Source organism: Micromonospora sp. RB23 (assembly GCF_053585025.1).
In genome coordinates, this window is the sequence record NZ_CM132111.1 from 3,117,859 (window position 1) to 3,138,108 (window position 20,250).

At 74.1% G+C, this 20,250-nt stretch carries 21 protein-coding genes; 7 read left to right on the forward strand and 14 right to left on the reverse strand.

The genetic code is table 11. The features are described from left to right. Positions 1 to 10 precede the first annotated feature (10 nt). Positions 11 to 1,120 (reverse strand): serine hydrolase domain-containing protein, encoded by a 1,110-nt coding sequence (locus ACTFTM_RS14250; protein ID WP_449566248.1) that lies wholly within the window; start codon positions 1,118 to 1,120, stop codon positions 11 to 13. Between the two features lie 50 nt (positions 1,121 to 1,170). After that, entirely contained in the window at positions 1,171 to 1,899 is a 729-nt protein-coding gene (locus tag ACTFTM_RS14255; protein WP_449566249.1) for a tyrosine-protein phosphatase, read from the reverse strand. 83 nt (positions 1,900 to 1,982) lie between these two features. On the opposite strand from ACTFTM_RS14255, the gene rnhA reads away from it, so the two are divergent. Continuing rightward, positions 1,983 to 2,447, forward strand: a complete 465-nt coding sequence (rnhA, locus tag ACTFTM_RS14260; protein WP_449566250.1) for a ribonuclease HI — start codon at positions 1,983 to 1,985, stop codon at positions 2,445 to 2,447. On the opposite strand, the gene ACTFTM_RS14265 is transcribed toward rnhA, so the two are convergent. The 3 genes from ACTFTM_RS14265 to ACTFTM_RS14275 form a co-directional block, all read right to left on the reverse strand. Further along, positions 2,444 to 2,686, reverse strand: coding sequence for a preprotein translocase YidC (locus tag ACTFTM_RS14265; protein WP_449566251.1), 243 nt, complete (start codon positions 2,684 to 2,686; stop codon positions 2,444 to 2,446). The genes rnhA and ACTFTM_RS14265 overlap by 4 nt on opposite strands. A 204-nt stretch (positions 2,687 to 2,890) precedes the next feature. Further along, positions 2,891 to 3,766 (reverse strand): pentapeptide repeat-containing protein, encoded by an 876-nt coding sequence (locus ACTFTM_RS14270; protein ID WP_449566252.1) that lies wholly within the window; start codon positions 3,764 to 3,766, stop codon positions 2,891 to 2,893. A 74-nt stretch (positions 3,767 to 3,840) separates the two neighbouring features. Further along, positions 3,841 to 4,938 carry a DUF5919 domain-containing protein gene (locus tag ACTFTM_RS14275; protein WP_449566253.1) on the reverse strand — a complete coding sequence of 366 codons (1,098 nt, stop codon included), beginning with the start codon at positions 4,936 to 4,938 and terminating at the stop codon, positions 3,841 to 3,843. 157 nt (positions 4,939 to 5,095) lie between these two features. Here ACTFTM_RS14275 and ACTFTM_RS14280 point away from each other — a divergent pair, with 157 nt between their 5' ends. Beyond that, positions 5,096 to 5,728, forward strand: a complete 633-nt coding sequence (locus tag ACTFTM_RS14280) for a hypothetical protein (RefSeq protein ID WP_449566254.1) — start codon at positions 5,096 to 5,098, stop codon at positions 5,726 to 5,728. Here the strand turns inward: ACTFTM_RS14280 and ACTFTM_RS14285 are convergent. Beyond that, a complete protein-coding gene (locus tag ACTFTM_RS14285) occupies positions 5,700 to 6,506 on the reverse strand; it encodes an SDR family oxidoreductase (protein WP_449566255.1) in 807 nt (268 codons plus the stop codon). The genes ACTFTM_RS14280 and ACTFTM_RS14285 overlap by 29 nt on opposite strands. Positions 6,507 to 6,548: 42 nt before the next feature. Between ACTFTM_RS14285 and ACTFTM_RS14290 the strand changes: the two genes are divergently transcribed. Continuing rightward, positions 6,549 to 7,151, forward strand: coding sequence for an MBL fold metallo-hydrolase (locus tag ACTFTM_RS14290; protein WP_449566256.1), 603 nt, complete (start codon positions 6,549 to 6,551; stop codon positions 7,149 to 7,151). Positions 7,152 to 7,206: 55 nt separating this feature from the next. Here ACTFTM_RS14290 and ACTFTM_RS14295 read toward each other — a convergent pair whose 3' ends face one another. Then, positions 7,207 to 8,022: a helix-turn-helix transcriptional regulator gene (locus ACTFTM_RS14295; protein WP_449566257.1), complete on the reverse strand. Its 816-nt coding sequence runs from the start codon at positions 8,020 to 8,022 to the stop codon at positions 7,207 to 7,209. A 69-nt stretch (positions 8,023 to 8,091) separates the two neighbouring features. Between ACTFTM_RS14295 and ACTFTM_RS14300 the strand changes: the two genes are divergently transcribed. Continuing rightward, positions 8,092 to 8,808: an SDR family oxidoreductase gene (locus ACTFTM_RS14300; RefSeq protein WP_449566258.1), complete on the forward strand. Its 717-nt coding sequence runs from the start codon at positions 8,092 to 8,094 to the stop codon at positions 8,806 to 8,808. Positions 8,809 to 8,962: 154 nt separating this feature from the next. Continuing rightward, positions 8,963 to 9,994, forward strand: a complete 1,032-nt coding sequence (locus ACTFTM_RS14305; protein ID WP_449566259.1) for an extracellular catalytic domain type 2 short-chain-length polyhydroxyalkanoate depolymerase — start codon at positions 8,963 to 8,965, stop codon at positions 9,992 to 9,994. Between the two features lie 13 nt (positions 9,995 to 10,007). Here ACTFTM_RS14305 and ACTFTM_RS14310 read toward each other — a convergent pair whose 3' ends face one another. From ACTFTM_RS14310 to ACTFTM_RS14340, 7 genes are all read right to left on the reverse strand, one after another. Next, a complete protein-coding gene (locus ACTFTM_RS14310) occupies positions 10,008 to 11,438 on the reverse strand; it encodes a DUF6297 family protein (protein WP_449566260.1) in 1,431 nt (476 codons plus the stop codon). Then, positions 11,435 to 12,058 (reverse strand): ABC transporter ATP-binding protein, encoded by a 624-nt coding sequence (locus ACTFTM_RS14315; protein WP_449566261.1) that lies wholly within the window; start codon positions 12,056 to 12,058, stop codon positions 11,435 to 11,437. The genes ACTFTM_RS14310 and ACTFTM_RS14315 overlap by 4 nt, the downstream gene beginning before the upstream one ends. A gap of 72 nt (positions 12,059 to 12,130) precedes the next feature. Beyond that, positions 12,131 to 14,485 (reverse strand): tetratricopeptide repeat protein, encoded by a 2,355-nt coding sequence (locus ACTFTM_RS14320; RefSeq protein WP_449566262.1) that lies wholly within the window; start codon positions 14,483 to 14,485, stop codon positions 12,131 to 12,133. Positions 14,486 to 14,526: 41 nt separating this feature from the next. Beyond that, a complete protein-coding gene (locus tag ACTFTM_RS14325) occupies positions 14,527 to 16,293 on the reverse strand; it encodes an ABC transporter permease (RefSeq protein ID WP_449566263.1) in 1,767 nt (588 codons plus the stop codon). Continuing rightward, positions 16,290 to 17,564, reverse strand: a complete 1,275-nt coding sequence (locus ACTFTM_RS14330; RefSeq protein ID WP_449566264.1) for an extracellular solute-binding protein — start codon at positions 17,562 to 17,564, stop codon at positions 16,290 to 16,292. Before ACTFTM_RS14330 ends, ACTFTM_RS14325 begins: the two co-directional genes overlap by 4 nt. Beyond that, positions 17,561 to 18,193 (reverse strand): ATP-binding cassette domain-containing protein, encoded by a 633-nt coding sequence (locus ACTFTM_RS14335; RefSeq protein ID WP_449566265.1) that lies wholly within the window; start codon positions 18,191 to 18,193, stop codon positions 17,561 to 17,563. The genes ACTFTM_RS14330 and ACTFTM_RS14335 overlap by 4 nt, the downstream gene beginning before the upstream one ends. Positions 18,194 to 18,282: 89 nt before the next feature. After that, positions 18,283 to 19,260, reverse strand: a complete 978-nt coding sequence (locus ACTFTM_RS14340; RefSeq protein WP_449566266.1) for a helix-turn-helix transcriptional regulator — start codon at positions 19,258 to 19,260, stop codon at positions 18,283 to 18,285. A gap of 44 nt (positions 19,261 to 19,304) precedes the next feature. Between ACTFTM_RS14340 and ACTFTM_RS14345 the strand changes: the two genes are divergently transcribed. Together ACTFTM_RS14345 and ACTFTM_RS14350 are read left to right on the forward strand one after the other, a co-directional pair. Beyond that, complete coding sequence (locus tag ACTFTM_RS14345) at positions 19,305 to 19,784, forward strand: hypothetical protein (RefSeq protein ID WP_449566267.1); 480 nt, start codon at positions 19,305 to 19,307, stop codon at positions 19,782 to 19,784. After that, a complete protein-coding gene (locus ACTFTM_RS14350; RefSeq protein WP_449566268.1) occupies positions 19,784 to 20,245 on the forward strand; it encodes a hypothetical protein in 462 nt (153 codons plus the stop codon). The genes ACTFTM_RS14345 and ACTFTM_RS14350 overlap by 1 nt, the downstream gene beginning before the upstream one ends. The last annotated feature ends 5 nt before the right edge of the window (positions 20,246 to 20,250 follow it).

Here is a 20,250-nt window from a genome sequence, read left to right on the forward strand (position 1 = left end):
CCAGCCCTGGTCAGCGCCGGGCCGACACCGCGTCGCGGATCAGCACCCGCAGGTCCTCCATCGGGTCGCCGTCACCGGCCCCCAGCAGGGTCTTCGTCGCCGCGACCGTCAGTCCCAGCTCCGGGTACGCGAAGGCGAGGCTGCCGCCGCTGCCGGCCGCGCCGAACGAGCCGTCGTCGTCGACCGCGTACCCGAGACCCCACGTCGTCTCCTGCCCGAACACCCACTCCGGCCCCGGCGGCCCGTCCGGCGTCGTCGCCTCCCGCAGCCGAGCCGCCGAGATGAGCCGTACGCCGTCCACCTCGCCGATCAGCGCGGCGAGCATCCGCGCCGCCCCGCGAGCGGTCATGGTGCCGGTGGCCGGCACCTCGGCGGTGAGAACGTCGGCCCGGCTGCCGACCTGCGCGCCCGGTCGGACGCCAACCGGGGCGACCCGGTCGAAGTTCGGCAGGTTGGCGCTCGCGTAGTCGAACAGCGCCGACAGGTTGCGGTCCTCGACCCGGGCCAGCCGGTCCAGCTCGGCGGCCGGCACGGCGAGGTACAGCTCGTCGGCCACCCCGAGGGGACCGGCCACGTCCTCGGCGAGCACCTGCGAGACACGCCTGCCGGTGACCCGACGGACGACCTCACCCACCAGCCAACCGAAGGTCCACGCGTGGTACGCCTTCACCGCGCCGGGCGCGGCGATCGGCTCGGCGTCGGCGACGATCGCGCACATGCGGTCCCAGTCGGCGAAGTCCTCCGGCGTCACGTCCGCCGGCAGGGCGGGCACACCTGCCGTGTGGGTGAGCGCGTGCCGCAGGGTGACCCGCTCCTTGCCGTTCTTGCCGAACTCCGGCCACACGTCGGCGATCCGCAGGTCGTAGTCCAGTTCGCCGCGCTCGGCCAGCACGTGCACCACGGTCGCGGTGAGGGCCTTGCCGGTGGACACGCTCCAGATTGGCGTGTCACCGCCGAGCGCCCGGCCGGTGGCCCGGTCGGCGCTCCCGGCGTGCACCTCCAGGATCGGCTCGCCGTCGAGGTACGCGGCGACCTGCACCCCGGATTCCCGTCCGCTGGCGATCAGCTCGTCGATCGTGCGCCGTACGTCGGCCCGCAGGCCGTCCCAGTTCCCGTCCACGACGGTCGACTCTGACAGACCGGACCCGCCCGGGCGCGCGATTTTCCCCCTTACCGGCTGAGGAGGCGGTCACGCAGCCGGTCGGTCAACGCCTCGTCCACCCCGAGCCGGTCGGTGGCGTAGCCGACCACCGACCCGTACGCGGCGGTCAGGTCGGCCAGGAAGTGCCGGATGATGGCCTCGGGAGCGCGACCGTACCCGGGCCAGAGCAGCTCGCGGTCGGGGTTGAGGGCGTGCCAGTCGGCGATGAGGCGCTCGGTGGCCAGCTCGGTGCGCGCGAAGTCGGCGGCGATCTGGTCCTCGTCGACGCCGAGCAGGGCCAGCAGCAGCGCGGCCAGCAGGCCGGTGCGGTCCTTGCCGGACGCGCAGTGGAAGACCAGCGGAGCGTCGGCGGCCGCGACGACCTCCAACGCCTGCCGCAGCTCGGTCACGCCGTCCTCGGCCACCTCGACGTACCGATCGGCGAGGTAACGCCACGGGTCGAGCTGCGGGTCGATCGTCGCCTGGTCGTAGGTGCGGTGCTCGATGCTGAGGTTGTGCCAGGCGAGGCCGTCTGCCTGCGGTGCCCGACCCCGTGCGGCGATCTCCCACGGATACCGCAGGTCGATCACCGTGCCGACACCGAGGGCGTGGAACCGCTCCAGGTCGGCGCCCGCCAGCTTGCCGAGGGAGTCCGAGCGGTACAGCAGCCGCCAGCGGACCGTACGCCCGTCGCCGGTGCGGTAACCACCGAGGTCGCGGAAGTTGTGCAGACGGTCGAACGCGACGTGCCGGTCCATCCGGCAGACCCTAGCGCCTCCGGTCTCGGCGTGGCGGCCCCCGACGGGTCGTCACGTGGTCGTCGCCCGGTAGGTTGCCTGCCATGGCGGAGGGCAGAGGCGTGCAGATCTGGACCGACGGGGCGTGCAGTGGCAACCCCGGCCCGGGCGGATGGGGGGCGCTGCTGCGCTACGGCGACCACGAGCGCGAGCTGTGCGGCGGCGAGGCCACGCCGACGACCAACAACCGGATGGAGCTGATGGCGGCCATCCAGGCGTTGGAGAGCCTGAACCGACCGGTCACCGTCGAATTGCACACCGACAGCACGTACGTGCGCAACGGCATCACCAGTTGGCTGGCGTCGTGGAAGCGCAACGGCTGGCGTACCGCCGCCAAGCAGCCGGTGAAGAACGCCGACCTGTGGCAGCGGTTGGAGGCCGCCTGCGAGCGCCACGAGGTCACCTGGCTGTGGGTCAAGGGGCACAACGGTCACCCGGAGAACGAGCGCGCGGACGGCCTGGCCAACAAGGGCATGACCGAGGCGCGCGCCGCGCTGTCGACCCGCTAGGGTCGGCGGGTCGCGTCGGGGTGCCCCGGCATGCTCGACCCGCCGCCGCTGCTCCCGGACGATCCACCGGCGACACCGGAGTTGTCGCCCTCGGTCACGATGTCCGGCCGTTCGTCCGTGTCGGCCGGGGCAGGGACCTCGGTGTCCGTCTCGACCTGCACCAACGGCACCTGGCCGTTCTCGTCTTCGCTGTGCTGCGGGTCGCCCGGCAGCTCACCGTCGCGTTTTCGGTAGCCCACGCCGTGCCTCCCGTCGCTGCCGGTCCGCGTCGGCGGTGGCTACCCGGCGTCGTCACCTGCGAAACCTCGTCCGGCGGCAGCCGCCGGTTGGACGGCCGGGGTCGCCTGCGGCGCGGCAGGCGCAGGGCCTATGCGTACCTGAGGTCCCGATCGATTCCGAACCAGCCGGCGGTCCGGGAGGTGCCCGCGTACCTCGTACCCTCGTCAGCGCCGCCGCCCCCGACGGCCCGGAGCGGGGGCGCGCACCGGTGTGAGCGCGAGCGCCGTCCAGTGCGCCGGCCGGGTCAGCGTCGCCGGCAGGCCCGTGCGAACGTCACCGCGCGCGGCGTCGAGCTGCGCCTGGTGCAAGAAGAGCGTCGTCCGCAGGTCCGCGCCGCGCAGGTCGGCCCCGCGCAGGTCCGCGCCCGTGACATCGGCCAGGGCGAGGTCGACGCCGCGCAGGTCGGCGCCGATCAGCAGCGCGCCGCGCAGGTTGGCACGGCGCAGGTCCGTCCGGCGCAGGTCGACGCCGAGGAGGTGGGCGCCCCGGCGGTCGACGCCCCCGGGAGCGCGCGCCGCGTCGCTGGCGCGCGACAGCAGCGGGTTGACCCGGGCTCGCTGCGCATCGACGTCCACGGCGCGCAGGCGACTCGGATCGCCCTCGGTGAGCCCGACGATCTCGGCGCGGGCGCGGTCCAGCTCGGCGCGCAGCCCGGCCGACGGGGTGAGCGACAGCGCCCCGGTGAGGTACCAGAGCAGTTCGTGCAGCGGACGCAGCACCCGGAACGCCTCGGCCATCGCCGGCAGGGTCTCCGGAGCGTCCCGCCAGTCCCGCCCACCGAAGGTGACCTGCGCGACCTGTTGTCCGGCGCCGAAGCAGTCGAAGACGGTGCAGCCCGCGAATCCGCGCTCCCGCAGCTCGGTGTGGATGCCGCAGCGGTGGTCCGGGCGCAGGTTCGGGCAGGGTCGCCCGGCCGGCTTGTCGATGGCGAAGTCGGCCGACGCGGCGAAGGCCGGCACCACGCAGCACAACCCGAAGCAGCGCGCGCAGTCGGCGGCGAGGCGCGCCGACCCGGACGGCGGCGCGGGGTGCGTCGACACGGAAACGGTCCTCCTGGCGATTCGGGGCGACGACCCCCATTGTCGCGGGGGTCGCGGCCCCGCAGCCGCCGGGGTCACCGTCCGTGCGCGTCGCTGGCCGCCGCGGAGCGAGGATCGGGGGTACGCGGACCGCCCGGCGGCACCAGCCGGCGGATCTCCCGTTGCGCGTCGCCGTACTTCTGGTCGAAGTGCCTGCGCACGGTGGCGGCCGGCGTGGGGTCCCCATCGACCGGTTCCGCCAGCGCGAACACTGCCGGCGCGCCACCCGGCGTACGCGGTGGCAGCACCGCCCGGACGGTGAGCGGCCCGGTGACCCGAAACCCGGCGCAGTCGACGTAGTGCTGCCCGTCCACGCTCACGTAGGGCACCCGCATCTCGATGACGTCGGAGTCGTCGTGGCGCAGCGTGACGGCGACGGACCAGTACCGCTCCAGGTTGACGGTCGCCTGCTCGTGCTCCCACAGCTCCTCGAAACGGGCGTGCACGAACCCACCCCACGGGCTGTCCATGTCGACCTCGAGCTGCGGCACGTTGAACGACAGCTTCCCGATCGGGAAGAACGAGATCAGCGCCCGGCTGTCCCACTGGTAGAGCTGGATCGACGGGGACGCGTCGTACAGCCGCACCTGCAACCGGCGCCGCAACCGGTCGTCCAGGGTTTCCTGGAACAGCGCCAGGTGACGCAGGTTGGTGCGGATCTGACGCGGCACGTCCACCCGCTGCCGCTCCAACTCCTCCGAGCGCTGCTGGGCGGCCGTGCAGTCCGGGTCGAGCAGGAGCAACTGCACCTGCGCGCCGTTCGCGAGGGCCGTCCGCAGCGCCCGCAACGTCTGCTCCCGGTGCGTGTCCTCCAGCAGGATCGTCCAGGTGTCCAGGATGCGCACCCGGCGTGCGCAGCGGTGCAGCCGGTTCACGAACGCGTGCTGGTCGAAGCTCAGGTGCTCCTGTACCCGCGCCCGGCGGGCCTCCTCGAACAACGGGTCGAAGATGACGTACGAGATCGCGGCGAGGACCACGCTGGAGCCGATGTTGAGTAGCAGGTCGCTGAGGAAGCCGCTGCTGCGCCAGGCGGCCAGCAGCATCACGACCGCGATGCCGAGCAGCGCCCCACCGACGACGAAGGCGCGTCGCTGTCGGCCGCCACCCTCGCCCCGACCCGCCCACTGGGGCATCCGGTCCCCTTCCATCGTCGCCCACCGAGATGCGGAGGATACGTGCCGGCTTTGCCGCTCGCTGTCCCGATCGTGACCGACGGTTTCGTCGGCCGGGCCCGCCGTACCACTCGTAGGGTGACGGTATCGGAGTCGGGCGAGCGCGGAGGGTGACGGTGTGGACGACGCGGAACGCGAGAAGGCGCTGTTGAGCGTCCTCAACACCGAGCACTACGCCCTACAGACGTCCCGGGCCGGCACGATCGACGAGGCCACCGGCCGTGCCACCATCTTCCTGTCCGTGCTGTCGGCGGCCCTGATCGGCCTCGGCTTCGCCGCCGGCAACGACAGCGTGGTGCGGCCCTACCTGGGCGCGGTGCTGCCGATCCTGGTGATCATCGGGGTGCTGACCTTCCTGCGGTTGGTGGAGACCACCGTGGAGAACTCGCTGGACATGAAGCGGATCCAGCGCATCCGCGCCTACTACCACCACCGTCTCGCCAGCGAGCACGACTTCTTCGCCGACGCGGTGGCGTCCGAGGACAGCGCGGAGGCGGCCCGGCAGCTGGTGGGCATCCGGCCGGGGCGTTGGGAGTTCCTGCTCACCACGGCCGCGCTCGTGGGCGCGGTCAATGCCGCACTTGTCGGTTCGGCCGTCGTCCTGGTGCTCGGCATGGTCGGGGGGTGGCACTGGCTGATGGTCGTCGCCGGGGTGGCCGTCGCGCTCGCGGCGTTCGGGGCCCAGTTCCTCTACATCGTCCGCATGTCGAGGGGACGCAGGACTAGATCCGACGCCAGTCGTCGCTGGTGAGCGCGTTGGCCTGCGGGCCCATCAGCAGCATGCCGCCGTCCACCGGCCAGGACGCCCCGGTGACGTAGCTGGCGGCGGGCGAGGCCAGCAGCGCGACCACGGCCGCGACCTCCCGCGCGTCACCCGGGCGCCCCACCGGTACGCCGGGCCGCGACTGGGTGAACGGGTCGACGTCCTCCTGCCCGGTCATCGGTGTGGCGATCTCGCCGGGAGCGACGGCGTTGACGGTGATGCCGTCGGCGGCCAACTCCTGGGCCATCACCCGGGTCAGCAACCCCAGGCCGCCCTTCGCCGCGCAGTAGGCGGCCGAACCGACCCGGGGCGCGTGCTCGTGCACGCTGGTGATGTTGACGATCCGCCCGCCAAGGCCGGCGGCCCGCATCCGTCGCGCGGCCCGCTGCGCGCACAAGAACGGAGCGTCGAGGTCCACCGCCAGCACCTCGCGCCACTGCTCCCAGCCGGTGTCGACGAACGGCGTCGAGCCGCCGGTGCCGGCGTTGTTGACCAGCACCCCGATGCCGCCCAACCGGTCGGCCAGCTCGTCGATCACCGCGGTCGCGTCCGGCAGGCGGGTGAAGTCGGCCTCGGCGACCTCGCACCGTCGCCCGGTCGCGCGGACCTCGGTCGCCGTCCGCTCGGCGCCGTCGGGGTCGCCGTACCAGGTGATGCCGATGTCGAAGCCGGCCTCGGCCAGGGCGACCGCGCTGGCCTTGCCGATGCCGGAGTCCGCGCCGGTGACGACGGCGATCCGGGGGTACGTGTCGTATCGCTGAGGCATGCACGGGCAGTACCCCGGCCGGGCGCGACGTACCGTGACCGGATGCGGATCACCCGGTTCACGCACTCCTGCGTCCGCGTCGAGCACGACGGCGCGGTGCTGGTCATCGACCCGGGCACCTGGAGCGAACCGCGCGCGCTGGTCGGCGCGGACGCCGTCCTGGTCACCCACGAACACACCGACCACGTGGACGTGCTGCGGCTGGCCGGGCTCGGCGTGCCGGTGTACGCCCCCGAGGGCGCCCGGCTGCCCGACCTCGCCCCGCTACCGGTCAACCGGGTACGCCCGGGTGAGCGCTTCACCGCCGCCGGCATCACGGTCAGCGCGCACGGCGGCCGGCACGCCGTGATCCACGAGGGCCAGCCCGACTGTCCCAACCTCGGCTACCTGGTCGGCGACGGGCTCTACCACCCGGGCGACTCGGTGCACGTGCCGGACGAGCCGGTGCGCACCCTGCTCGTGCCCGCCCAGGGGTCGTGGCTCCGCCTCGACGAGGCGATCCGGTTCGCGCGCGCGGTGGGCGCCGAGGCCGCGTACCCCGTCCACGACGCGCAGCTCAACGATCGTGGCCTGGCCAGCGTCGCCGGCTGGTTCGCCGAGACCATCCCCGGCTACCGTCACCTCGCCCCGGGCGACACCGCCTGAGCGACGTGGCCGTCGCGCGCAGGACATGTTGCGCTGCTCTGTGGCATCCGTCGTCTCAAGCCGCCTGCGAGGCCAGCCTGCGCAGGGCCCGCACGGCAGGTGATCCGGGGTCGGCGGTCATCAGGACGACTTCCTGGTCATCGTCGGGCACAAGCAGGACGTCGCAGTTCAACCGCAGCGCGCCGGCCTCCGGGTGGTCCAGGGTCTTGGTGCGATGCCCGGGAGCGTGGACCGGACGCGCCTCCCAGATCTGCCGGAACTCCGCACTGCCGGCGTGCAGCTCGGCCAGCAGCGCGGCCAGCTGCGGGTCATGCGGGTAGCGGTCCGCGGCGCGGCGCAGCCGCGCCACCACGATGTGCCCGAATTCCTCGGCGCTGGAGCTCTCGTACATCCGCCCCTGGCCCAGGAAGCGGCGTCGGGCCAGGTTCGTCGTCCCGCCGTCGAGGTCGCCGCCGAGCAGTGCCCGGGCCAGGGGGTTCCAGGTGACGACGTTGTACGTCGCGTCAGTGACGATGGCGCCGGTCTCCGGCAGCCGCTCCAGCATCCGGGCCACGTGCGGGCGCACCCGCCGCGGGGCGCTGACGCCAGGCGGCGCGCTCGAACCGGCCAGGCGGAACAGATGGCTGCGCTCGGCGGGCGTGAGCCGCAGCGCGCGGGCCAGCGCGTCCAGGATCCGGGCCGACGGCCGCGGCCCCCGGGCCTGCTCCAGCCGCGTGTAGTAGTCGACCGACATGTGGGCGAGTTCCGCCACCTCTTCGCGGCGCAGCCCCGGCGTGCGGCGGTCGGTGCCCGTCACCGCCAGCCCGATCTCGCGCGGACGCAGGGCCGCCCGGCGGTCCCGCAGGAAGTGCGCCAGTTCCTGCCGCGCCATGTCGCCTCCTTGACTGCCTGGTACAGGCTGTCCCTGCCAGGGCGCCCATGACCAGGCAAGACTGGTTGCATGAATGAACGCACAGCTCTGGTCACCGGCGCCAACAAGGGCATCGGCAAGGATATCGCCCGGCTGCTCGCGGCCGAGGGTCTCACCGTGTACGTGGGCTCCCGTGACGCCGGGCGTGGGCAGCGGGCCGTCGAGGAGATCGGAGCCGGGGCCCGTCTGCTGGTCCTGGACGTGACAGATCCTGACGCCGTCGCACAGGCCGCGGCTCAGGTGGACCGCCTGGACGTGCTGGTCAACAACGCCGGCATCTCGCCGTCACTCGCTCCGCCGGCCGACACCGGCGTTGCGGAGTTCCGGCGCACCTACGAGACCAACGTGTTCGGGGTGGTGACAGTGACCAATGCCTTCCTGCCCGCCCTGCGCCGGTCCCCGAGTCCGCGCATCGTCAACATCTCCAGTGGCACCGCGTCGCTGACCTGGAGCACCACCCCCAACCCCCAGTTCACCCCGGGAAGCGGCGGCGCCGCCGCGTACCGGTCGTCCAAGGCCGCTCTCAACGCCCTCACCGTCCTCTACGCCCAGACGCTGGCCGAGGACCGCTTCAAGGTCAACGCGCTCGCCCCCGGCCTGCGGGCCACTGATCTCAACCCCCGGGCCGCCGCTGCCGGCGGTGACCCGGCCGAGGCCGCGCAGGGTGCCCTCCGTCTGGCCCTGCTGCCGGAGGACGGCCCCACCGGTGGCTTCTTCTCCTGGGACGGAACGCCCGTGCCCTGGTGAGTCATTGGCGGGCGCGTTGCCGTGACCGTCGGGGTGGTCGGCGCACACAACGACATCGACAAGCATGTCGGTCCTGCTCATGTCGGGTGTGGCCCACGTCACGGTAGCTTCGGCGCGCGTCGACGCCCCGCCGGCGCTGCCGAGGAGAGCGTCCATGACCACACCGCGCAGAGCCGCCACCGCCCTGACCGCCGTCCTGCTGCTGATCCTGGCCGTCGCGGCCCCCGCCCAGGCCGCCACCCCGTCCACCAAGCCACCGGTCTCCGGGTCGCTGGGCACCTACAACGTCTCCGGGGTGTACGTCGCCGGGGTCTCCTCCGGTGGCTACATGGCCACCCAACTGCACGTCGCCTACTCGTCCCGGATCCGGGGCGCGGCCGTCTTCGCCGCCGGCCCCTACTACTGCTCCCAGAACACCGTCGCCCAGGCGCTCTACGGCTGCGGCGACAACATCTACCCGACGAACGTGCCGGCACTGGAGACGTACACGCGTACCTGGGCGTCGTACGGCTGGGTCGACCCGGTCGGCAACCTCTCGGGTGATCCGGTGTACGTGTTCCACGGCAACAACGACACCGCCGTGAAGAAGTCCGTCACCGACGACCTCGTCCGGTACTACCAGCGGTTCGGGGCCAACGTGCAGTACGACAGCGGCTCCGCCGCCGGTCACTCGTGGGTCACCCCGTACGGCACGCTGGGCTGTACGGCGACCGCGTCGCCCTACCTCAACGACTGCGGCACCGACCCGCAGAACGCGCTGCTGCGCGAACTGCTCGGCGGGGTCAACGCGCCGAACACGGGAGCGCTGGGCGGGACGCTCGTCCGCTTCGACCAGAACACGTTCGCGGTCAACGGGTGGGCCAACGGGCTGAGCATGGACGCCAACGGCTACGCGTACGTCCCGTCGGCGTGCGCGGCCGGCCAGTCGTGCCGACTGCTGGTCGCCCTGCACGGCTGTGTGCAGGGGGCCGGGTCGGTGGGGACGGCCTTCGTCGACCGGGCCAACCTCAACCAGTACGCCGACACCAACAACCTGATCGTGCTCTACCCCCAGGGGGGCACCGCCCTGAGCAACCCGAACGGCTGTTGGGACTGGTGGGGTTACCTCGGCGCGACGAACTTCCCGATCAAGGGCGGTGCCCAGCTCGAGACGATCATGAACATGGTCCGCCGCCTGGACGGCTGATGGCGGTGGCCCCTCAGCCCAGGAACAGCTGGAGCAGGACGACCACGGCGAGCAGCGCCGGTCCCCGGGAACCCTGCCGCAGCAGGTCGACCGGGACCATCCCGAACGGGGTGTTGACCGTCGCGCCGCCATAGTCGAGCGGCGGACGGGTGCCCGCCCGGAAGGCGGCGGCCACCACCCCGAGCGCCAGCGTCGGCGCGAGCCAGGCCGGGCCGGCGTCGACGTCGGGCAGGCTCGGCAGGGTCAGCAGCCACCACAGGCCCGCGCCGACCGCCGGCACCGCCACGTGGATACCGCGCAGGAGGGCGTCGCTGCCACCGAGCGCCCGGCGCAGCCCGGCCGACCGGCTGACCGCGCGCAGCCCACCGGTGAGCCGGTTGACGGCGAGGTAGGCGAACACCACCTGCGCCGCCCCGGCCAGGCCGGGCAGGGCGAGCGCGGCCGCGTACTGGACACCGACGAGCCCCGCCCAGATCAGCAGGGCGCTGGGGTGCCGGCGCAGCCGTCGGACGTCCGCCTGGAGCAACGCCCACCAGCCCGGACCGGGCAGGAACCGGCTGCTGCGGACCCGACCGACGCGCCGCCAACGACGGCTCTCCACCAGGCCGGACAGCAGGCTCGGGTCGAGCAGGATCGTGGCCGTGGCGGCGGCGTTGGCGAACTGCGCGCCGGTGGTCAGGGTGGCCCGGTCGACGCGCGGCAGCGCGCGTACCGCCAGCACCGTGGCGACGACCGCGAGCGGCGCCGCGACGGCGACCAGGGCGATCGTCGGCGTCGACGACGGCCGGGGCAGTCCCTCGCCGAGGCGGCCGGTGAGCACCACGACGGCGGTGATGACGGCGGCGGCCACCATCGGGACCGCGCCGGCCAGGGCCGGCCACCGCCGTCCCGCACGACTGCTCTGGGCGACGACGCTGAGCGCCAGCGCCGCGGTGCCCCATCCCGCGCCGGCAGCGGCCGCCCAGCCCAGGGCCGCCGGCTCGCCGACCCCGCCGAGCGCCGCCACGGCCACCCCGAGCGCGGCCGTGCCGGCCGCGGCGCCCGCCAGCAGTACCGCGAGGCGCGGCGCCAGCCAGGCCCGCCGATCGATTGGCGCGCTGGTCACCCAGCTCTGCGTGGCCGGGGTGACCAGCAGCGGGCCGAACGCCCGCAGGCCGCGCCAGACGAGCCCGGTGCCGGCGAGCAGCGCGGCGAGGGCCAGCCACCACCGCACGCCCGGCTCGGCCTGGCCCACCGTGGGGGAGTCCAGCACGTCGCGGCTGGCGCTGATCGCGAACCAGCCGTACATGCCCACGAACAGCACCATGACGTACGCGCTGCCCAGCACATCGCCGAGCGAATGGTCGTGGTGGCGGCGACGGGCGCGACGCAGGTGCCCACGGACCTGCCGGGCGGTGGGCAGCCCGGCGGGCGCCTCGGCGATCGTGGTCGGCGCGGCCGTCACCGGCCGATCTCGATCCGCTCGTCCACGACCGCGTCGATCAGCTCCGGGTCGTGCGAGGCCATCAGCACGGTGGTGCCCGCGTCGCGTTCGCGCCGCAGCCGGTCGGCGAGCCACTGCCGTCCGGCGACGTCGAGGCGCTGCTCCGGCTCGTCGAGGATCAGCACCCGGCGCGGCCGGACGAAGCAGGACGCCAGCGCGAGCCGGCGGCGCTGCCCGCTGGACAGGGTGACCGGGAGTTGATCACGGGCCGGTTCCAGGCCCAGTTCGGTGAGCACCTCCTCGACCGGCTCGGCGCTGCCCCCGTGGGCGTACGCGACCAACTCCAGATGCTCGACCACGGACAGGTCCGGGAAGAAGTCGATGTCGTCCAGGGCGGCGGCCACCAGCGAGCGCACCTGCGGGTCGGTCTCGTCGGCCCGGTAACCGTGCACCCGCACCTCACCCGCGTCCGGCCGGTCGGCGCCCACCACGCAGCGCAGCAGGGTGGTCTTGCCGCTGCCGTTGGGGCCCAGCACCACCGCGACCCGGCCCGGCGGCAGCGTGAAGGTCACGTCGTCGAGCACGACCAGGTTGCCGAAGTTGCGGCTGAGTCCCCGCACCGAGAGAGCGTCCACGGTCACACACTCTCCCAGACCCACGCCAGCGGCCACGACGAGCGATCGACATCACGCCGGCCCGGCGGGACACACCGCTCAGGTGGTGGCCGGCGGCGCGCCGACGTCGTGTACCAGGCGTTCGTCGGCGGCGGCCAACGCCCGGTCGTCGCCGACCTCCTCGGCCACCGTCGCCGCGTCCGCCCACAGCCGCCGCGCGTCGGCCCGGTCGCCCAGCGCGGCGGCGGCGTCGCCCAGGTAGAGCAGGGTACGCCCCAGTCCGGCCGTGGGCCGGACGTCCTCGCGCAGCCGTCGGCTCTCGGCCAGCAGCTCGTACGCCGTCCGCGCCTGCCCCGGCGCGCTGGTCAGCAGGGTCGCGCCGGCGTTCAGCAGCGCCGCGGCGCGGCTGGTCGGGTCGTTGACCGACTCGTACTCGCGCAGGGCGGCCCGCCACGCCTGCGCCGCGTCCAGGTGCTCGCCGAGGCTGGCGTGCACCAGCACCAGGTTGGTCAGCGCGGCGGCGTAACCGCGCGCGTCACCCACCGACCGGAACGTGTTCGCCGCCCGCACCAGATGGTGGTGCGCGGCGTCCAGCTCGCCCCGGGCCAACTGCGCCGCGCCGAGGCCCAGCTGGGTGAGGGCGTGCCCGGCCCGGTCCGCGGACGATCGGTGCCGGCGGGACAGCTCCAGGTGCTCCACCGCGTCGTCGAGCTGCCCCAGGTCGAGCAGGGCCAGGCCGAGGTTCATCCGGGCCTGGGCGGTGCCCCGCCGGCCGCGTTCGGCCACCGCGAGGGTGAGCGCCGCCGCCGCACCCTGCGGGTCGTGCCGACGTCGGCGCAGCACCCCCAGCTCGTTGTGCGCCCAGCCGGCGATCTCCGGTCGGTCGTCGGCCGTCGGGGTGGCCAGCACCGTGCGGCACACCTGCTCCCACTCGTCGAGCCGTTCGACGTGTGCGAGCCACCCGCACAGCGCCACGGCCAACCGGAACCACCACCGGCGTACCCGTCGGGGCAGTGTCTCGGCCGCCCCGGCGGGCACCCGCACGACCGCGAGCAGCAACTCCTGGTGCAGGTCGAACCAGCCGTACGGGTCGTCGTCCAGCGGCAGCGACCACTCCCGGTCCGGCGGGGAGCCCAGCACGGCCAGGTTGGCCGCGTGCCGCTCCGCCCGGCGGGCCAGGTGCCGGGTGAGCCGGGCCTGCGCGGCGACCCGGGAACGGGCCGGATCGGCGTCGCGCAGGTGCAGCCGGGCGCTGGCGGCGAGCAGCGGACGGACCTCGTACCGGTCGCCGGGCGCGCCGACCACGAACGCGGCGGCGGCCAACTGGTCCAGCAGCGCCGTGATCCGCTCGGGGTGCCGGCGGGCCAGCGCGGCGATTGTCGGTCGGTCCACCGGGGCGGGCGCCAGGGACATCAGCCGGTACAGCCGCCGCGCCTCGCGGGTCAACGCCCGGTAGGCGGTGTCCCGTTCGGTGACGAGTTGGGCCGCTGGCGAGACGGCGACCCGCTGGTGCGGCGGGGTGCGTACCGCCCGACGCAGCGCGTCCAGGACGTCGGCGTGCCGCCAGCCGTGCTGGGCCGTGCGGTAGCCGAGCGCGCGGACGGTGCGCGGCTGCCGGCCGCACAGGTCGACGATCTCGCGCACCGCCGGGTCGGTACGCGGGTCGGAGCGGCGGACCCGGGCGGCCGGGGCGGCGCCCCCGGCGGCGGCGAACAGCTCGACCGCCTCGTCCGGGCCGGGCTCGGCGATCCAGTGCTCGACCACTCCGTTCAACCCGCTGAGCGCGGGACCGCCCGCCAGCAGCAGCCGACAGGTGCGCGCGGTCGGCGGTAGCAGTGCGCGGACCTGCTCGGGCCGGTCGACGTTGTCCAGCACCAGCAGGATCTTGCGTCCGTCGATCTTGCGGCGGATCGCGGCGGCCGCGGTCGCGAGGGCGTCCGCCCGACCGGACACCGGTGGCGTGCTGCCCAGGACCCCCGCCAACGCGGTGAGCACCTGCCGGGGGGACCGGGGTCGACCGCCCCGGCGCAGGTCGAAGTGGTACTGCCCGTCCGGGAACTCCGCCCGGCACAGGTTCGCCGCCTGGATCGCGCAGGCGGACGTGCCCACCGCCCGCCGGCCCAGGACCGCCACCGCGTGCTCGCGGGCGAGCAGGTCCAGCACCGCCCGCACGTGCTCGTCGCGGCCGGTGAACCCCGCCGTGTACGGCAGGGTCGGCACATCCTCGACCGGCGTGCTGACCACCTCGGTGGGCTCCGGACCGGTCTGCCGCCCGGTCCGGCGCTGATGCGCGTACACGCCGAAGCCGATCGCGCCGACGAGCCCGATCACGATGCTCGCCGGACCGAGCAGCTCGGCGGCTGGACCGAGCGCGCTGCTCACCAGCTCGGAGAGCAGGTTGATGCCCACGTTGCCGAGTACGCCGCCGAGCAGCGAGACGACGGCGGCGAGCACCGGCCACCTCGGCCCTCGACCCGGCGCGCCGCCGGGGCGGGTCACCGTACGCCCCCGGAGACCAGGCCGGCGACGAGTTGCCGCCGGGCGAGCACCATGAGCGCCACCGGCAGCAACGACGCGAGCACCGACCCGGCGGCCAGGACCCCGCTGTTGGACACGAAGCCGCGGCTCTGCCCGGCCAGGAACAACCCGAGCGGAGTGGCCTCCGGGCCGCTGAACAGCAGGCCCACCGCCAGGTCGTTCCAGACCTGGACGAACTCCAGCACGGAGACGGCGACCACGGCGGGCAGGTTGTGCCGGGCCAGTCGACGTAGCGTGCCCCACCAGCGTCGACCGCCCAGCCGGGCGCCCCGCACCTGCTCGGCCGGCAGGTCGGCGAACGCGTTACGCAACACCAGCACCGCGAACGGCACCCCCAGCGCCACGTGCACCAGCGCCAACCCACGGGCGGTGCCGGAGGAGAGCACGAGGCCGAGCACCTCGTTGACCGGCCCGGCGATCACCTGCACCGGGACGACGGTGGCGGCCATCAGCAGCAGACCGGTCGCCTGCGCGGCAGGCCCGGTCAGCCACGCCAGCGGGTACGCGGCCAGCAGCGCGACGACGAGAACCGTGGCGGTGACGACGGTCGCCAGCAGCAGGGTGAAGCCCAGTGCCCGCCACAGCTCGTCGCCGCCGAGCAGTGCCTCGTAGGAGCCCGCGCCGGGCGGGGCCGACCACCAGCCCTGCGCGGCCGCGTCGACCTGCCCGTGTGCGGAGGTCGCCAGCAGCACCACGAGCGGGAAGAGCCAGGCCACCGCGGCGGCGGCGGCGAGCACCCGGAACAGCCGGCGTGGCGGCAGCACCGGCGCCGGGTCGGGCGTCGCCTCGACCCGCGGCGGCGGCCACGCCTGGCGGACGAAGAACGCCGCCACCAGCACTCCGGCGGCCACCGCCGCCAACCAGACGACGCCGAGCGCGGCGCCCTGCCCGGTGGTGGTGCCGCCCGAGGTCTGCCAGACGCGCAGGGCGAGCACCGCCGCGTCGTCGCGGACCGACCCGGGTGTCATCACCAGGATCAGGTCGAAGGTGCGGCTCGTGCCGAGCGCCACCAGGGCGAAGACCACGGCGACGGTACGCAGCAACAGCGGTCGCCACTGCGCGTCCCACAGGACGTGTCGCCGGCCGCCGCCGTAGGCGCGTACCGCGTCGGCCAGGCTCGGCGGTACGCGGTCCAGCGCGGCCCGGAAGACCAGCACGGCCAGTCCCACCCACGCCCAGACGAACGCGGACATCAACGCCACCGTCACCAGGCCCGGCCCGAGCAGTTGCGGGGCGTCCTCGGTGGATCGGCCGGTCACCCGCGCCGCGAGCAGGGTCACCAGGCCGCGGGTCGGGTCGGGGTCGTACATGAGCCGGAAGGTCACCCCGGTGACGACCAGCGGCAACGCCACCGGCACCAGCAGGATCAGGCGGACCAGGCCACCCTCCTGCGAGCGGCGCGACACGACGGCGAACAGGTAGCCCAGCGCCGTCACCACGGCCGGCACCAGCACCGCCCACAGCACCGTACGGCCGACCACCGCGCCGGTGTGCGGCGCGTCGAGGGCGGCCCGGAAGTGCTGCGCGCCGACCCAGCGACCGTCGGTGGTGACGCTGGCGTGCAGCGTGCGCAGCACCGGCCACAGCACCAGCGCGCCGAGCAGCAGCGCGGCCGGCAGCAGCAGCGCGGAGGTCGCACCGGCCGCCGGGTAGGCGCGGCCCCGGCGCGGCGGGCCCACGTCGTCGAGCACCGCCAGCTCGCCGAGCACCCGGGTCTCGCTCACCGCTCACCGCCCGCGTCGCGGGCCGCCGCGGCGAGCTGCCCGGTGGCGTCGTCGATCGCCCGACGGGCCGGCACGCCGCCGGTGACGTCGGCGAAGAAGTCCTGCATGATGCGCCAGATGCCGACGCCGTCGGAGCCGGTGAACGCCCCCGGCAACTGGTCGGAGAGGTCGAAGTGCAGGGTGTCCGGCCCGCGCATCTCGCGGGCCAGTTGCCGGCGGACCGGGTCGGCGTACTCGGTCAGCGCGATGGTGGTGTTCGGCGACAGGTAGCCGCCGGCCCGCAGCCAGGGGCCGAACGAGTCGGCCCGGGTGAGCCATTCGACCAGCTCCAGGCCGCCCCGGTCGTGGTCGAACGCCACCGCGACGTCGCCGCCGACGATCAGCGCGCCGCTGCCCGCCCCGGCGCTCGGAAAGCGGAAGGTGACCGGCTCCTCGGTGCCGCTGCGGAACCGGCCCACCACCTCGGCGGTGAAGTCGGCCTCGAAGACCATCACCGCCCGACGGGAGCGCACCACCTGGATGACTGACTCCTCGTACTGGGTGAGCAGGGCACGCCGGCCGCCGCCGGGGAACGCGCCGTCGATGCTCCACAGCTCGGCGAGCCGGTCCAGGGTGTCGCGTACCGCCCGGCCCTGCCAGTCGCCCTCGGACGCGGCGAGGGCGTCGTACGCGGTGGGTGCGAGGTCGGCCAGCACGTTCTCGAACCAGTCGGTGAGAACCCAACCGTCCGCCGCGCCGATGGCCAGGGGCGCCGGACCGCCGTCGCGGGCGAGCGCGCCGAGGCGGCGGGTCAGCGCGACCAGTTCGTCCCAGCTCGTCGGCGGCTCGGGCAACATCGAGGGCAGATGCCACACCAGGGACTTGTGCGCCGCCTTGACCCAGAGGCCGTAGCGCTGCCCCTTCGCCATCAGCAGGTCGCCGAGGCCGATCGGCACCGCGTACTCGGTCGACGGGCGCACCGGGCGCAGCCAGCCCCGCGCCGCGTACTCGGTGACCAGGCCGGGACGCGACAGGATCGCCACGTCCGGCGAGGTGCCGGCGAGGTGTCGGGCGCGCAGGAACGCGTCGATGTCGTTGCCGGCGCTGACCACCCGCACCGGATCGGGGTACGCGTCCACGACCTCGCGGAAGCGGTCCAGCTCGCTGCCGCTCCAGACCACGGCCACCTGCACCGAGCGGGCGCGGGGGGCGCACCCGGCCGCGGTCGCCGCCGCGCCGGCCGCGGTGGCGCGCAGCAGCGTACGGCGGGTGAGGCCGCCGCCCGGCGTCACCGGGGCACCTCGTCGGGCTCGGTGACCAGGTCGTGCCGCGTCGGGATCTCGGCCAGGGTGGACGGATCGGCGGTGCAGACGAGCGTGGCCACCCCCGGCGCGGAGAGCGGGGCGAGTCGGGGCAGCAGGTCGCCGAGGCGGCTGCCGCCGGCCGGGTCGACGGGTAGGTCGACGACGAGCACCTCGGGCAGGCAGACGGCGGCCCGGGCCAGCGCCACCCGGAACCGCTGCGCGTCGGAGAGCACGTGCGGTAGCAGGTCGAGCGTCGGCGCCAACTCCAGCCGCTCCACCACCGTCGTCGTCCAGTCCTCGGCCATCTCGTGCACCCGCTCGCGTTTGCGCTGGCCGTACTCGATGTTGCGGCGCACGGTGAGCTGCGGCAGCAGCGCGCCGCCCGCCGGCACGTAGCCGATCTGCCGGCGCGACGGTGGCAGGGCGGTGACGTCCCGCTCGCCCACCATGATCCGACCGGTGACCGGGGCGGCCAGGCCGGCCAGCACCCGGGCCACGGCCGTGCCGATCCGGGGCGGAGCGACCAGCGCGGCCGTCTCGCCGGCCGCGACGTCGAGGGTGGCCGGCCCGGTGCCGGGGACGGCGACCAGCGCGCGTAGTCGTAACGTTGCCCTCACCTCCGGTGACCGCTGGTGACCGTCCCAGGGTGGCACACGTGGCCGACAGTCGATGTCCCGCAGATCTTCCACTGTGGATGCGGCGGCGCCTACCGGGGGGCGTAGAGGGCAGCCAGACCGGCGGCCGTGGCGGCCAGGAGTTCGCGCAGCGCGACCGGGCTCAGCACCTCCACCTCGGCGCCGAGGCGCAGCAGGTCGCCGTGGGCGTGGGTCAACGACTCGATCGGCAGCACGGCGGTCACCCATCCCCGGGCGTCGGCGACACCGGCGCTGGCGTCCACGGCGGCCACCACCGGATCACTGCCGATCTCCCGCAGCCGCTCCCGGCCGGCGGGGGACAGTCGTACGGTCGCCTCGTCCTGGTGCAGTTGGGCGCGGAACCGCACCACGTGCTCCCGCCACCAGGCCGGCAGGTCGAAGTCGGCCGGCCGGTCGAACTCCTCGGCCAGCGGGGTCAACGCGAGGATCTGGTTGATCCGGTAGGTCGCCGGCTCGGACCGGCCGGGTTGGGTGGCCACCACGTACCACCGGCCGCCCTTGAGCACCAGGCCGTACGGCTCCAGCACCCGGGTCGCCTCACCCCGCCAACCGCGGTAGCGCACCCGCACGCGCTGCTGCCGCCAGACGGCCTCGGCCGTACGGGCCAGCTCGGGGGAGGCGTCGCCGTCCGCGTACCAGCCGGGTGTGTCCAGGTGGAAGCGCTGCTGAAGCTGGGCGGCCCGGTCACGCAACGGCGTCGGCAGCGCCTCGTGCAGCTTGAGTCGCAGCGCCGCCACCACGTCGCCGTAGCCCAACTCGTCGGCGGGGCCGGGCAGCCCGGCCAGGAAGAGCCGCTCGGCCTCCTCGGCGGTCAGGCCGGTCAGCCGGGTCCGCCAGCCGTCGACGAGCTGGTAACCGCCGGCGTGCCCGGCCTCGGAGTAGAGCGGTATGCCGGCGGCGTGCAGCGACTCCACGTCGCGGTAGATGGTGCGCGGGGAGACGGACAGCCGCTCGGCGAGCTGCGCGGCGGTCAGCCGGCCGTGCGACTGGAGCAGCAGCAGGACGGAAATAAGTCGACTGGCCCGCACTTCACTGACACTAGCTGTCAGTGAAGGGGCCCTACCGTCCCGGCATGCGATTCGACGACAAGGACCTCCGGACGCCGCCGCCGATCGTGGTGGACGGCCGGCATCTCAAGCGCTATCACGTCGACCAGCCGCAGCGGCCGATCGAGCCCGCGGTGGAGAAGGCCGCCTACGACCTGCTGCCGACGCTGCTGGCCGACGTCCCGCGCGACGGCACCCCGGCCGCCGGGTGGGTGGTGCTGCACCGGGGCGCGGACACGGGCGCCTACCTGCTGGTGTACACCTGGGTGTGGGACAACGCGGTGGAGATCCGCGTCGCGGCGGCCGGACAGCCCGCGCTGGACTGCCCCGACCTGGACCCGGAACACTTCGTGACGCTGCGCCGCCAAGCGATCGGCTGCGTCTGGGAGCTGGCGGTGCTGGAGCACGAGCGGGCCGCCTGGGTGCGCCACGTGCTCACGCCCGCAAGCTCCGATCTGGCCGGCTATCTGCGCGACTCGCGAGCGGAAGGGCCGGTGGGCCGCTGATGGGCGACTTCGACTTCTACGTGGGCACCTGGAACGTGGTCAACCGGCGGCTGCGCGAACGGCTGACCGGCTGCGACGAGTGGGACGAGTTCCCCGGCGTCTCGGTCGCGCGCAGCTTCTTCGGCGGCGGCGGCAACTTCGACGAGATCACCTTTCCCACCAGGGGTTTCTCCGGTGCCACGATCAGAATCTTCGACCCGGCGAGCGAGCAGTGGTCGATCTACTGGATGAACAGCGGTTTCGGTCAGCTTGAGCAGCCGCCGGTGGTCGGTCGCTTCGTCGACGGGGTGGGTCGCTTCTACGCCGACGACCAGCACGAGGGGCGCCCGGTCCGGTGCCGGTTCATCTGGTCGGGGATCACCGCGACGACGGCCCGTTGGGAGCAGGCGTTCTCGGTCGACGGCGAACGCAGCTGGGAGACGAACTGGATCATGGAATCGACGCGAGCGTCCGTGGACTAGCCTGC